At 65.6% G+C, this 12,970-nt stretch carries 11 protein-coding genes; 6 read left to right on the plus strand and 5 right to left on the minus strand.

Going from position 1 to position 12,970, the window contains the following annotated elements; translation table 11 throughout:
- Positions 1 to 6 precede the first annotated feature (6 nt).
- The gene (locus tag ACV7NQ_RS04350) at positions 7 to 921 is read right to left on the minus strand and encodes a LysR family transcriptional regulator (RefSeq protein WP_463358432.1); all 915 of its coding nucleotides are present in this window, start codon (positions 919 to 921) and stop codon (positions 7 to 9) included.
- Between the two features lie 87 nt (positions 922 to 1,008).
- Between ACV7NQ_RS04350 and ACV7NQ_RS04355 the strand changes: the two genes are divergently transcribed.
- The 3 genes from ACV7NQ_RS04355 (at position 1,009) to ACV7NQ_RS04365 (ending at position 4,602) form a co-directional block, all read left to right on the plus strand.
- A complete protein-coding gene (locus ACV7NQ_RS04355; RefSeq protein ID WP_463358433.1) occupies positions 1,009 to 2,358 on the plus strand; it encodes an aspartate aminotransferase family protein in 1,350 nt (449 codons plus the stop codon).
- Between the two features lie 79 nt (positions 2,359 to 2,437).
- Positions 2,438 to 2,953: an arginase family protein gene (locus ACV7NQ_RS04360; protein WP_463358434.1), complete on the plus strand. Its 516-nt coding sequence runs from the start codon at positions 2,438 to 2,440 to the stop codon at positions 2,951 to 2,953.
- A gap of 92 nt (positions 2,954 to 3,045) precedes the next feature.
- Complete coding sequence (locus tag ACV7NQ_RS04365; protein ID WP_463358435.1) at positions 3,046 to 4,602, plus strand: amino acid permease; 1,557 nt, start codon at positions 3,046 to 3,048, stop codon at positions 4,600 to 4,602.
- 288 nt (positions 4,603 to 4,890) lie between these two features.
- Here the strand turns inward: ACV7NQ_RS04365 and ACV7NQ_RS04370 are convergent, their stop codons facing one another.
- A complete protein-coding gene (locus ACV7NQ_RS04370; protein ID WP_463358436.1) occupies positions 4,891 to 6,255 on the minus strand; it encodes a CYTH and CHAD domain-containing protein in 1,365 nt (454 codons plus the stop codon).
- Positions 6,256 to 7,289: 1,034 nt separating this feature from the next.
- Here ACV7NQ_RS04370 and ACV7NQ_RS04375 point away from each other — a divergent pair.
- A complete protein-coding gene (locus tag ACV7NQ_RS04375) occupies positions 7,290 to 8,498 on the plus strand; it encodes an ISAs1 family transposase (RefSeq protein WP_463358437.1) in 1,209 nt (402 codons plus the stop codon).
- A gap of 688 nt (positions 8,499 to 9,186) precedes the next feature.
- Here ACV7NQ_RS04375 and ACV7NQ_RS04380 read toward each other — a convergent pair.
- Positions 9,187 to 9,396, minus strand: a complete 210-nt coding sequence (locus tag ACV7NQ_RS04380) for a hypothetical protein (RefSeq protein WP_463358438.1) — start codon at positions 9,394 to 9,396, stop codon at positions 9,187 to 9,189.
- Between the two features lie 804 nt (positions 9,397 to 10,200).
- Between ACV7NQ_RS04380 and ACV7NQ_RS04385 the strand changes: the two genes are divergently transcribed.
- A complete protein-coding gene (locus tag ACV7NQ_RS04385; protein ID WP_463365534.1) occupies positions 10,201 to 10,302 on the plus strand; it encodes an ATP-dependent DNA ligase in 102 nt (33 codons plus the stop codon).
- Between the two features lie 375 nt (positions 10,303 to 10,677).
- On the opposite strand, the gene ACV7NQ_RS04390 is transcribed toward ACV7NQ_RS04385, so the two are convergent.
- Entirely contained in the window at positions 10,678 to 11,598 is a 921-nt protein-coding gene (locus ACV7NQ_RS04390) for an alpha/beta fold hydrolase (RefSeq protein WP_463358439.1), read from the minus strand.
- A gap of 80 nt (positions 11,599 to 11,678) precedes the next feature.
- Here ACV7NQ_RS04390 and ACV7NQ_RS04395 point away from each other — a divergent pair, with 80 nt between their 5' ends.
- Positions 11,679 to 12,305, plus strand: a complete 627-nt coding sequence (locus ACV7NQ_RS04395; protein ID WP_463358440.1) for a winged helix-turn-helix transcriptional regulator — start codon at positions 11,679 to 11,681, stop codon at positions 12,303 to 12,305.
- 188 nt (positions 12,306 to 12,493) lie between these two features.
- Here the strand turns inward: ACV7NQ_RS04395 and ACV7NQ_RS04400 are convergent, their stop codons facing one another.
- Complete coding sequence (locus ACV7NQ_RS04400) at positions 12,494 to 12,958, minus strand: hypothetical protein (protein WP_463358441.1); 465 nt, start codon at positions 12,956 to 12,958, stop codon at positions 12,494 to 12,496.
- Positions 12,959 to 12,970: the final 12 nt, after the last annotated feature.

Genomic DNA, 12,970 nt, shown 5'->3' on the forward strand with positions numbered 1-12,970 from the left:
GGCAAGCTATTTCGGATGGCCGAACCGGGCGACGCCGGGCAGGTCGGTATGTCGGCGCAGAGCCTCGAGCACGACGTTGACAGCGGCACGCGGGCGGGCGCCGTGCCGGACGACCGCGGTGATCGTGCGCGTGACCGGTCCGGCGAGCTCCCTGGTCTCGACGCGGTAGCGCGGATCGACGGCCAGGCCGGGCAGCAATGCGATCGAGAGCCCGGCTTCGACGTGCTGCAGCGTCATCAGGTAGTTGCTGAACCGGCAGACGACCCGCGGCTCGAAACCCGACTCGCGGCAGAGCCGGGTCGCCAGGTTGGCCATATAGGACTGCGGCATGTCGAAGGCCCACGGCTCGTCGGCGTACGCGCCGAGGTCGGCGGGCCCGCGGGCCGCTCGATCGGGTGGCAGCACCAGCACGACCGGGTCGGTCGCCAGCGGCACGATATCGACGTCCGGGCCCAGCGGGTGTTCGACGAAGTCGGTGGTCGTGATGATGATGTCCGCGTCGCCGACCCGCAGCGCGGGCATGCTCTCGTGCGGTTCCAGTTCCAGTAGCTCGACATCCAGGTGCGGGTGCGTGCGAGCGAGCCAGGTCACCGCGGGAACCGCAAGCGCGTGGATGGCGCTCTGGAACGCGCCGAGGCGGACCAGCCCGACCGGTTCGTCGCCGAGGCTGCGCAACTCCGCCTCGACGGTATCCATGTGGTCGAGGATCGCCCGGGCGCGACGGGCCAGGATCAGCCCGGCCGGGGTGAGCCGGACCCGGCGGCCGGTGCGTTCCAGCAACTGGGTGCGGGTTTCGGCCTCGAGCACCGTGAGCTGCTGGGACACGCTGGACGCACTCAGATTGGCCGCCTGGGCGACCGCGCGGACGGTGCCGAGGGAGTCGAGCTGGCTGAGCAGACGCAGTCGCCACGGGTTCAGCATCCGCCCAGTGTTGTACGGCTCAGCCGAACAGTACAGCCGGAATTGTGAGATGGACGTATCGCTCGGGCCGCCTTTACCGTCGCGGATATGGCTTCCTCAACCTCCGAAACGCCATCGCCTCAGCCCTTTTCGACCAAAACCTTTTGGGCCGACGCCGACCGGCACCTCGTGCGCTACGCCGGTACCGGCGACTTCACCCGCGAGATCATCACCCGAGCCGCGGGCAGCTTCCTCTACACCGAAGACGGCCGGGAGATCCTGGACTTCACCTCCGGACAGATGAGCGCGATCCTCGGACACTCACACCCGGAGATCGTCGCCACCGTCCGACGCCAGGTCGGCGAGCTCGACCACCTGTTCAGCGGCATGCTCAGCCGCCCGGTCGTCGACCTCGCCCGCCGCTTGGCCGACACGCTCCCCGCGCCACTGGAGAAGGCGCTCTTGCTGACCACCGGCGCCGAGGCGAACGAGGCCGCGATCCGGATGGCCAAGCTCGTCACCGGCGGACACGAGATCGTCTCGTTCGCCCGCTCCTGGCACGGCATGACCCAGGCCGCCGCGAGCGCCACCTACAGCGCGGGCCGCAAAGGCTACGGCCCCGCCGCACCCGGGAATTTCGCCATCCCCGTACCCCATGCCTACCGACCCGACTTCACCACCGCGGCAGGCGAACTCGACTGGCGCCGCCAGCTCGACTTCGGCTTCGACCTGATCGACGCCCAATCGACCGGCAGCCTCGCAGCCTGCATCGTCGAGCCGATCCTCAGCTCCGGCGGAGTCATCGAACCCCCGCCCGGATACTTCGCCGCACTTCAGCACAAGTGCCACGAACGCGGCATGCTCCTGATCCTCGACGAGGCCCAAACCGGCCTGTGCCGCACCGGATCCTGGTACGCCTTCGAACGCGACGCCGTCGTGCCGGACATCCTCGTCCTGTCCAAGACCCTCGGCGCCGGACTGCCACTAGCCGCCGTCCTCACCAGCGCCGATATCGAACAACAGGCACACGACCGCGGCTTCCTGTTCTTCACCACCCACGTCGCCGACCCACTGGTAGCCGCGGTCGGTAACACCGTCCTGGACGTCCTCACCCGCGACCACCTCGACGAGCGAGCCACCGAACTCGGCACGTTCCTGCGCCGTGGCCTCGAGCGAATCGGCGAGCGGCACAACGTCGTCGGAGACATCCGCGGCCGCGGCCTACTCGCCGGCCTCGAACTGGTCGTCGACCGCGAAACCAAGCAGGGCTCCGACGAACTCGGTGCGCTGGTCACCCAGCGCTGCCTGGAACTGGGACTGCACATGAACATCGTGCAACTCCCCGGCATGGGCGGCATCTTCCGCATCGCCCCACCCCTCACCGCCACCGAAGACGAACTCTCCCTCGGCCTGTCCATCCTCGACAAGGCCATCGGCGACGCCGTCACCTCGATATGACCTCACGCAGCCAGCCAGACCCTCTTCGCATGGCAATCGCACGACGCCGATCACCTCGTCCAATCCGATTTCCACACTGGTGGAAACGACTTCGCCGTATCGCGCGTTTCCTTCCGCGAGAGGTGATTTCGGCATCGACCAGATCGCCATCGTGGATTGGGATGTCCACCATGGCAACGGAACCCAGGACATCTGGTACACCGACCCCACTGTCCTGACGATTTCGATCCACCAGCATCTGGCGCTGCGCGCCTTCGAGCCCCAGTTCGTCATCGTCGCGTCCGGCTTCGACGCGAGCATCCTTGACCCGTTGGCACGACAGATGGTCACCAGCGGAGGCTTCCAGAAGCTCACCCGTCGCATGCTGGAGACGGCCGCCGACGTGCGCGAGGGCCGGATCGCGTTCGTCCAAGAAGGCGGATACAGCCCGCACTATGTCCCCTTCTGCGGGGTGGCGGTACTGCGCGAACTGCTCGGCGAAGAATTCGTCGACGACCCCTACACGCCGATCGTCACGACGCAGGGCGGCGACGTTCTGCTCGCACACGAGGCCGCCGCGATCGAGGAGGCGATTCCACTGATGGCGGAGCTGTAACCGCCGAATCCGAAGAAAACCGCTATTGAATGGGACGTTAAATAACGGTACATTGCTTCGCGACATGATTTCGATCATCGGAAGGCCTGGTCATGATCGCAATCCGGCGACCTGTGGGGCAATCGGCGCTCCCGGGCGCACTGCACGCCGAGGACGTCGGTTATCGCAAATCGCTGCGCACGCGCCAGCTGCAGATGATCGCGATCGGCGGAGTCATCGGTACCGGTCTGTTTCTCGGCGCAGGCGGGCGCCTGGCCGGCGCCGGTCCCGGATTGTTCCTGGTGTACGCGGTGTGCGGATTGTTCGTGTTCTTCATCCTGCGCGCGCTCGGCGAGTTGGTGCTGCATCGCCCCTCCTCCGGATCGTTCGTCTCCCACGCCCGCGAGTTCTACGGGGAAAAACTCGCCTTCGCCGTCGGGTGGACGTACTTCTTCCACTGGTGCATGACCGGCATCGTCGATGTCACCGCCATCGCCGCCTATGTCCACTACTGGGGAGCGTTCGCGATTGTCCCGCAGTGGGTGATCGCGCTCATCGCCCTGATCGTGGTCGTGAGTACCAACCTGATCTCGGTGCGCTGGTTCGGGGAACTGGAGTTCTGGGTCGCACTGATCAAGGTCGTCGCGCTGGCCGGCTTCCTAGTTGTCGGCACGGCGTTCCTCGCCTCCCGCTTCACGATTCGGGGTGAACCCACCGGCGTCGGTGTGATCACACATCACGGCGGATTGTTGCCGACCGGTCTGCTGCCGCTGGTCACAGTCACCACCGGCGTCGTATTCGCCTATGCCGCAGTCGAACTGGTCGGCATCGCGGCCGGCGAGACAGAGAACCCGGAGAAGATCCTGCCGCGGGCAATCAACTCCGTGATCGCCCGCATCGCGCTGTTCTATGTAGGCTCGCTGGTGCTGCTCGGGCTGCTGCTGCCCTACACGGCCTTCCGAGCCGGTGAGAGTCCATTCGTCACGTTCTTCGCGAAAATCGGTGTGCCGGCCGCCGGATCGGTCATGAATCTAGTCGTGCTCACTGCGGCCTTCTCCAGCCTCAACGCCGGCCTGTACTCGACCGGCCGGATTCTGCGCTCGATGTCTATGAACGGCAGCGCGCCCGCCGCAGCCTCGCGGATGTCGAGCACCGGGGTGCCCTACGTCGGTATCCTCGCTACCGGTGCGATCGCCTTGGTCGGGGTCGGTCTCGACGCAGTGGTGCCGGACAAGGCATTCGAGATCGTGTTGAACGTGTCGGCACTCGGCACCATCGTGTCGTGGACCACGGTTCTGCTCTGCCAGCTGCAGCTCTGGCGCCAGTGCCGCAGTGGGCGGGCGCGGCGTCCGGATTTCCGGTTGCCCGGCGCGCCCTATACGAGTGTGGCGACGCTGCTTTTCCTCGCGGGTGTGGTTGTCCTGATGGCCTGCAGCGACGACGCCGTGCAGCGCGCCGCGGTGATCGTCATGGTTGTGGTCCTGGCCCCGGCCTTGGTCGGTGGATGGTTTCTTGCCCGCCGAAAAGTATTACGAATAGCGGAGATTCGCCGAGATCACACCGGACAGTTCCCCGTTGTGGCCGAGCGGCCGCGGCCGGGGCGCTCGGCCGATCCGGTCGTGATCGTCGACGAGCCCGAAGACCGATTCCCACGCATGGGGAGCTCCTAGGCTGACCACGAACTCGCATCCAGCACAACGCCGCGACCGGCTGCACGGCACTGCAGCACCTCCACCACGCTGGCTACGTACGGCACGTCGCGACTCAAACGGGCCGGCGCTGCCGTGCGAGCGCTGGCCCGCCGCCGCGAAGACGATCGAATGCACCCGAAAACACCCCTAGCGGAACGCCGCTTCGCATCCGCCATGCCCGAATGAACAACCACACGATCCCGGCGACGAGCTGGATGGCGAACAGCCAGCAGAACACTACGTAGGCCGTTTCAGGTGCGACTCGATCTACTTGCCGTGCAGTGATTGCTCGACCTTCTCGGCGCGCTGCAGCTCCTTGCCGTACAGCAGGCCGTAGGTGAAGCCGTTGTCGCCGGCCAGGTGCGCCTGGATGCCGAGCGCTCGCAGCTCGCCCCGTGCGACGACGGCATCTTGGTGGACGCCGAGCGACTTCTGCAGTTTCTTCATCCGGCGGGCCAGCTTCCTGTCACCGGTCGCCTCCGCCGCGTACCGACTCCGTTTCGCCGCCTTGCGCACCTCGTGCAGCCCGCCGTCCGTGCCGCGACTGTCGATGTTCTCGAACGCACGCTTGACGCGGCGGCGCGTCTTGCGCAGCGCCTTCGCCTCCTGCTGACGCTTCATTGGCGGCGCGCGAAGTGCCTCCAGCTGGTTCAGTAGCGCGAAATACCGCTTGCTGTTCAAGGCTTCGAGCACGTTGGCGCGGGCCACCAGCTCACGGGGGGCGAAGGCCTCGGTCAGCCGTCGGTGCACGTCGCCGAGCACCAGCTCGTCCGGCAACGCCTTGACCTGCTCGACGAGGTGGCCGTGCAGGACTTCGAGGTCGCGCGCCTCGCCAAGCACGCCGGCCAGCCACTTCAACTCGTCCCGTAGGGGTCGGGAACCGTTGAACGCCTGCAGCACGCTGCGCAGTCGCCGGCTGGCCACCCGCATCTGGTGCACCGAGTCGGCGCCGTCCTGGCGGATCCGCGCGTCCTGCCTGGTGATCTCGTCCACCTGCGTACGCAAATAGGCAGACACCGCCCGCTTCGCCGGCCGCCTGGGCGTGATCCGGTCGCCGAGCAGGCGCAGCAGCTTCGGCGGGGCGTCCGACGGCTTACCCAGCCTGGTCTCGACGGCGTCGAACACGGCCTGGTCACCGCCGACCAGTTCGACCTCGATCTCCTGCCAGGAATCGATCGTCGAAGACTCGCCGAGCGTCTGCGCCGACACGTCGTCCGCGACGACCTCGGCCGCCACCTCGCCCTGTTCGTCCAGCAGCCGCCACTGCCGGCGCTTCGTCCGGATGTGCGCGACTGGCGCCAGTGGTTCGCCTCTGGTGATCCCCATGACGAGTTCGGTCAGCTCCTGCGGCACCGGTGTGGTCGCGCGGCCCAGCGGCACCCGGATCTCCTGCCGGCTGTCGCCACCCAGCGGCAGCTTCAGGTGCCAGCCCGCGTCGTCGCCACCCGTTCTGCGGCGGAGCGTGACTCCCTTGTTCGCCAACCTCAGGTCGGCCGTGTCGTGGTAAACGGCGTCCAGCATCTGCTTCTCCGGCCGCGGGTCGACCGTGATGCCCGGGACGTCGTCGAGCCGCACGCGGCCCTTGGTCGGCAGCTCGTACTTGCGTTCCGTCTCGATCGCTCGCGTGGCCATACCGGTCGGCTACCACGAATGCCGTCGGCTAATCCTTGGCCAGCGGCTCGGCGACGTAGACCAGCGTCCACGACCACTCCGGACGTGTCTGCATCCAAGATAACGGGCCGCGTGTGCTAGTGCCCTGCCTGCCCGCATTCTGTCCGATCCGCCCACCGCTCTTGGCGCGTCAGCGCTCATTGCGTCGCCTCCGGTGAGCCGACGCCTGTCCCGATCAATGTCGTCCACGTCATCGGTGAATCTTGTAGTGAGCAACACTTGATAATTCCAGAGGCAAAGAAAGCCTTTCAGAAAAAAGAAAGAAAAAGGGGAAGGAAACTCTTTGCCGAATTACATCTGCAGGATCAAGAGCGGCGCGACAAGCGCGCCGCGCCCCAAGAAGCGCACAGATCGGGTTCCGACAAGGTTCGAGATGATCCGTCTCTCGGCCTCGAGCCTAGCTCAATGTTTGCGTCGAACCCATCGATCTGCGGGTCCATCCCGTCCTGTGTCACTTCCTGCCGCAAGGCGTATCGCATCCCAGCGGCGAAAATTCACGGTCTAGTGGATCCTTCGATGTCGTTTCGTCGAAATCCCCACTGCCGCCGAAGGTTTGAATGTCACGCCGATGCCCTCGAAGATCACGCTCCGAGGGCACCGCCATCGGCGGTAACCCGGACAAGCATCGGAAAACCCGGTGTCGTACTTGTCCTGTGCGCCGACGTCGAACTTCGCATGGACTACGAGGGGGGCAGGCCCTGATAGATGAAGGCGTCGACCCGGACGATCTGCGTGTGCCGGTCTGCCACGCGTGGGTTCGCTTGTTCTGCGAGACCACGGGATCCGGCACGGCCACCGGCCTCGGCGACAAGCCGCGGTGATCCCGGTTCTCGTTATCGTCCGGGAGGGACACGCAGGGCTCCGGCGTTGTCGGTCTGCAAGCCGGTGAGCTGCGGTAATTAGCTGTGCGACACGCCGTTTCGGATGCGAGGCGGACACGGGTGGCTCGAGGAGGATGAAGGTTCCTTAGGCCAGAATCTTCCCCGGAGTCGCCCGTGTCCGTCTGTTCAGTATCCCTTGTCGAGCCCGTTGTGGAGGTGTTGGATCGACGGCGCGTCGAACCGGAAACCCACACGGTCGCACCGTGTTTGCTGGAGGTGCTGAAGACGGTTCCCGACCCGCGTGATCCCCGTGGAATCCGGTACCCGTTGGTGGGGTTGCTGGCGATCATGATCCTGGCCACGGCGGCGGGGATGCAGTCGGTGGCCGGGTTCGCCACCTGGGTGCGTACCGCGCCACCGGAAGTGTTGGCAGAACTGGGCATCCGAGTGCGTCGCCCGAGCGAGAAGACGTTGCGAACCCTCATCGCCAGACTCGACGCCGCGGATCTGGATCGCCGGTTGGGTGACTATTTCGCCGCCGTGGCCGCTGCCGCGGACTCCGGCGGACTGATGGCGGTGGCCCTGGATGGCAAAACCGTGCGCGGGGCGCGCCTGGGCGGGGGCCGCGCACCGCACCTGGTGTCGATCTTCGCCCACCACGCGCGATTGGTCCTCGGCCAGCTGGCAGTCGCCGCGAAGTCCAACGAAATCCCCACGGTGCGAAAGCTTCTGAAGGCAATGAACCGGACCGGGCTCATCGCCACGATCGATGCGATGCACACGCAGGTCGCCACGGCGAAACTGATCTGCGGGCAGCTCAAGTCGCACTATTTGATGACGGTGAAGGCGAATCAGCCCAAGCTGTTGGCTCGCATTATCGCCCAGCCGTGGGCCGAGGTCCCCATCGCCCACCGTGACGCCGACGCCAAGCCATCGCACGGCAGGATCGAGACCCGCACCATGAAGGTGCTGAGCGTGCCGCGCGGGATCGGGTTTCCCTACGCCCGCCAGATCATGCAGATCACCCGCGAACGCGTCCAGGTCACCACCGGGAAACTGACGGTCGAGACCGTATACGCCATCTGCAGTGTCACCTTCGAGCAAGCCAAACCCCGACAGTTAGCCGAATGGTTGCGAAACCATTGGGGAATTGAGAATGCGATCCACTGGGTCCGTGATGTGACCTACGACGAAGACCGCAGCACCCTGCGGACCGGCACCGCTCCGCAAGTCGCCGCGACGCTCCGAAACACGGCGATAAGCCTTCACCGCATCGATGGTGCCGCCAACATCGCCGAGGCCTGCCGGACGACAGCCTTCTCACCGAACAGAGGCCTCCACCTGCTGACGAACACCCAAAACCCTTGGTCGCAGGCTAGTTAGGCGACAACGCCGGAGCCCTGGAGGGACACGGCAGTCTGCTGGCACTGCCGCACCGTGAGTCGGCCGTGAGCCGCCGCCTCGAGCGCGAAGGCTGTGCTGTCCAGGAGCTGTCCAGGTGCGCTCGAGGCGCCGAGGAAGACTCCGCCGAAGGCGGGTAGCCATTACCCGCCACGGACAACGCTGTTGAGAGCCTGAAACGACTCCGAACTAATCAGTGAATTCAGGACAGCCCGCTTCTTGCGGGCTTCTCAGCTGGTGGTCTCAGATACAGAAGACAACACTGCCGAGGGGCACGCACAACGCGACTGAACCCCCGACAGGAGTGGCTGAGTTCGACGGGGACGGAGTCGTGTCGGCCGAAGCTACGGGAGCTGCGATGGCACCCAAGGACAAAGCCATGGCGGTCGCGGCTACGATCTTGGCGATTTTGATAGACATTTTGAATCCTTCTGTTGAATGAACCACTGATCTGAATGACACGCAACTCTCAGTGTCCACCTACATGACGACGAATGGCAGACACGGAACCGTTAAGTTCCGGGGAATGCGTAATGGGGGGTCACTAATGATATGCTTTGGGTTGGCAGTGCTCAAAAAGAATACCGCTCGCCTTTTATGTCCCCACAAACCGGTAGCAGCCAACCGTGACGTCCGCGCAGGTCACCGTTGCCGGGATGCGGCCGGATAGTCAGGACTCACCGACGGTGGCGAGTATGGCTGCGGTTGCATCGCGTGCTTCGTGGACCGATGCCAGCGCATAGACGTGGAATGCCCCCTCGACCTCGGTGAGATGTGTGGGGACCACCGTGAGCTGGGCCAGTTCTCGTAGTCGGCGGACATCGGGATCGTAGATATCCATGGCGGGAAGGCCGGTCAAGGGCCCGTTGATCGGGCTCATGCCCGTCCGGCTTCGATCCAGCCGGCCGGTTTGCGTGCTGGTCACCTTCACCGACCGGCCCCACCGGCTTCGGCATTGCTACCGCGATTTGTACGCGTGTGCGAGCACCATCCGGACCTCCAAAGAACGCATCCCCTGCAAATTTGCAAGGATGCATGTAAAATTGCGTCCGGAGGTATTGGTACAACCGGATCACCTTGGTTTGGTTGTCAGTGAATTTTGTCCTTATTGATCGGTGAAATCCAGCGTCGGAGGCGGAGGGTTAGGCCAGCCGGGGCGGTGAGAATTGACGTCACCCGATCGGCGTTTTCACGGCGTTAGTTAGATCGTGTCTGATGATGTGCCCACTGCGGTATTTCTCGCTTGTGGGGCGATAGACATGCGGAGGTACTGCCTCGTTGTGGTCGAGGGCTACAGCCGCGGTCATCATCCCCACCGTCAGCCCATCTCCTAACCGAGAAAGCCACGATCACCGCACTCTGCGACCTGGTCACCCTCGACCCGAACAAACCCGACCCCGCAACCCCGACCAACCCCGACCCAATCACCCGGTCTGCACACCCCTTTCTCGTAGCCGCACACCCCATTGGTTGTGCGGCCCTACCGATTTCGGGCGGCTCAGCGACTCTGGTCAGCATCGTCTCCGCCAGGCCATCGATACCCTCGCCCAGTTCGCCGAGATGCCAGCACACCGACGTCACCGGACGGGTGACCTTGGCGCCCGCGGCTCACGTGGTGCCAGCACCGGCGCCGATGCTGGCCGTCGCAGGGCGGCCACCGGATCATGCTGGCCGGGACATCGAGATGAAGTGGGACGGTGTGCGTGCCACTGTGCTGTGCGACGCCGGGGAATGCCGCCTGTACAGCAGGAATCGCCGTCAGATGACCGGCTCCTACCCCGAGTAGGCGGCCGAGCTGACGAGACTGTCGGGTGGCTGTGAGCTGATTCTCGACGGCGAACTGATCGCGCAGAGCGCTTATATCACACTTATCTGGAGTTGTCAAGCGTCGTGCCTGGTAGGTGCCAATGGCCCGTGCGAGGCATGTGAGGTGTGTTCGCGCCCTGATTCGTTGAAGCGATCTGGTTTCTGTTCTCGTGGAGCCCTTCCGAGCTGCGGTGGGTGGGCGTCGCGACAGTGAGGCGAGGTGACCGTGTGTGAGTCATCGAGGCCTCCAAAATCGGTGGCGACCAAGCTCACCGGACCGGAGGACCTCGGCTCGTCCGAGCCAAGGCGCGTCTTGCCGCGCGCCGCCGTCACGACCCATGCGGGTGAGAGTGGCCTATAGGTCTCTCTCACCCGCACGACCCGCGTCTCCGCGTTGCGTCGCTGCCCAGTCACGGATCGCGGCGACGAACTCCTCGGGCGCGTCGGACTCCACGTAGGTTCCGGCTCCCTCGACGATCACGGTCTTGTGGTCAGTGAACGTCGCTTCCAGGCGCTCGCGCTCCTGGGGACGGAAGGCGATGTCGGCGTCACCCCACACGATCAGCGTCGGCAGGTGGGCGAGGTCCGCAAGCCCGGCCTCGACCTCGGCGAAAAAGGCCCGGCTGGCGAGGACCCGGCCGGGGAGTACGGCGGAGGCCTGGCGCCGCTCGGGGGTGTCCAGCGCCCGGCGGTAGTGGGTCATCTCGGCTGCGGTCGGCTTCCGCCTTCGATGGCCTGTGGGGATGAACGCGTTGACGAGGAGGTTGAGCCGCCGAACCAGGAAGCGGATCGGGAGTCCGCCGATGATGCGGGAGAAGGCCTCGAAGTGCAGGACGCCGTTGACCGGCCAGGCCCAGGTGTTGGCGAGCACCAGCCGATCGAAGACGCCCGGCCGCCGCTGCGCTGCCGCCAGGCCGATCAGGCCGCCCCAGTCCTGCCCGACCAGAGTGATCCCATTGAGGCCGAACGCGTCGACAAACCCGGTGACCACGTCTGCGTGCTCCTCGGGCAGGTAACGGTAGCCGGTCCTCGGCGCCGACAGCCCGAAGCCCGGGTAGTCGAGGGCGATGCAGCGGAAGTCGTCGCGCAGCGCGCGGATCACGTCGCGCCAGAGGAACGACCAGGTCGGGTTGCCGTGCAGCAGTAGCAGCGTGGGACCCGACCCCTCGTCGACGTAATGCACGGTGTGCCCGTCGATATCGACGAAGCGGCTCTCGAACGGGAACAGGTCGTCGTCGACCCAGGCGGGCCGCGCGCTCTCGGTGGTATCGGCCATGGCTGGCACCCTCTCGGCTCGGTCCTGCGGTAGACTTGAGATTGTCACGTGCACTTGAAAAGGTCAAGCAGAGGGAAACTATGCGTAGCTACGGCCAGTACTGCGGGCTCGCCCGGTCCCTCGAAGTCGTCGGCGACCGGTGGAACCTCCTCATCGTCCGACAGCTCCTCATCGCCCCCGCCCGCTACCGTGACCTGATCGACGGCCTCCCCGGCATCGCGACCAACCTGCTCGCCGATCGGCTGCGCGACCTCGAGGGCTCGGGCGTGGTCGAGCGGCGACTGGCCGGTCAGGGCAGCATCGTCGAATACGCCCTCACGCCGTGGGGTGCCGCGCTGCGCCAGCCGATCGAGAGCCTGATCCGCTGGTCCACCCCGCTGATGGTCCGCGGCCCCGACGGCGATTCCTTCCGCCCCGAGTGGCTCGCCCTCGCCGTCCCCGCCCTGCTCGACACCCGGGTGAAGGTTCGCCCCTCGGCGACGGTCGGCCTCGATATCGGCGACCCGCCCTTTCAGCTCCGCGCAACGCGCTCCGGCTTCGAGGTCGGTCCGCATGACGGCCGCGACCTCGACGCCACTGTCCGCGCCGACCCTGCCTACGTCCTCGGCCTCGCCGCCGGCGCCCTCACCCTCAGCGACGCCCGCGCCCTCGGACTGGTCGAGATCGATGGCGACGAGTCCGTCGTCCGCGCCGTCTTCGCCGCCTGACGGGGCCCGCTCCGTAGGCACGCGGCGGCATCCTGTGGAGATACCGCTGGCGGTTGGCACTGCGAGCGGCGGTGATCGTGTCTGGCGGCAATACGAAGGCATCGCGCACTTTCCGAGCGGTCTGATCGTTGTGGCTGATCGGTGCGTCCATTAGGGCGTGTTGGTGGGCTAACCTGCCAACACGCTGGTCAATTCCGGTTGCGCATCATCCGGCGCAGGCTCTCGCGCGCGGCAAGGAGATCGTCTTCTGTGTCGTCGAGTTTGCCGGCCATGGCGCGATGTTCGCTTCGCAGTTGTTCGAGCTCGGCGCGCAGGGAGTGGTTTTCGGCGCCGAGTTCTTTGGTCCTTCGCAGCAGTTCGGCAGGGTCGGGGGCTTCGAGATGCTGGCCGAGCTGGCGGCGGATTGTTTTCTTGGCAGTGTCCAGTTCGGTGCGTAGCCGCGAGATTTCGTTTCGTGCCAGCTCTAGGTCTGTGCGCAGCCCTGCGGTGGTGACGCTGTCGCGACTGGCAGCTGAGCGGGTCGGTCGTTGAGATTGGAGGCGGCGGGCAGCATCGACGTGCTCGCGGACTCCTGGCACGTAGACGAGCCAGGTCGACACTTTCGCTGCGTCGGCAACCGCAGCGAAGGTAATCGTGTCGCCCTGTATCACCATCTGCTCGATCGT

This window comes from Nocardia sp. Tas62D01 (genome assembly GCF_055232035.1).